The sequence below is a fragment of the Bacillus sp. LR--39 genome, from assembly GCF_053613335.1.
In genome coordinates, this window is sequence record NZ_JBSIOT010000539.1 from 1 (window position 1) to 882 (window position 882).

Below are 882 nucleotides of genomic sequence, written 5' to 3' on the forward strand. Positions count from 1 at the left end.
CGACAACTCCGATTGGGTAACGGTAGTTCGCCGCTTCAACGTCCGTTGCGATGGAAGCAAGTGAGTCACCCATCATCAGGGAAGGTGCTCCAGCGGCGAACTCTACGTTTTCAATCCCGCGTCCCACTTCACCTAAAGCTTCTTTCGTGTTTTTTCCGTTTTCAATGGTAATTAGATGAGCAAGTTCTTCTTTATGCTGAGACAGCAGCTGCTGGAAGTTAAATAGAATTCTGGCGCGGCGAGGAACCGCCACCTTTGACCATGTTTTAAATGCTTCAGCCGCTGTTTGCGCTGCGTAATCAATATCCTCTTTTGTAGAAATCGGCACTTGGCATAGCACTTCTTTCGTCGCCGGATTGACGACATCTTCATATTGATCTGTTTTGCTTTCAACCCATTCACCGTTGATGTAGTTTTTTAATTTTCTGATTTCTGCCATTCTTATTGCCTCCTTCATTAGTAAACACATACACTTGTATGGATGGTTCCGGATAGATTCATATCAATATCCACTTTTCAGCAAGCCAAGAATTAAACGCTTTCAAAAACACCAAAAAAATAAATGGCGGATGCATATTTACATACAAGCAACCATTTCATGCACAACAGGTTACTTTTTGGTCATTTCTTGGTTATATTCTAATCGCATAATACCCATAAGTCAATCATAAACACTACATTTTTTCATTATTTTTATTATATTAATCTTTTAATCAAGTAAGAGAAGTAAGAGAAGGCCGTCCAATCTTGCAAAAGATATACACCGATGTTATCATTTTTTAAGCAACTATTGATTAACTTTTGGTTTTTATTATATATTTATGTTACGTAAAGATTCAAGAAGGAGTTTTTTATATGAAACTGATGCGGATTCAGGAAATG

1 pseudogene is annotated in these 882 nt (G+C 38.1%); it reads right to left on the bottom strand.

Features of this window, described 5'->3' with window-relative positions:
- Positions 1-439: pseudogene (gene iolA / locus ACWHAR_RS24735) on the bottom strand (methylmalonate-semialdehyde dehydrogenase); the annotation flags it as partial.
- Positions 440-882 lie beyond the last annotated feature (443 nt).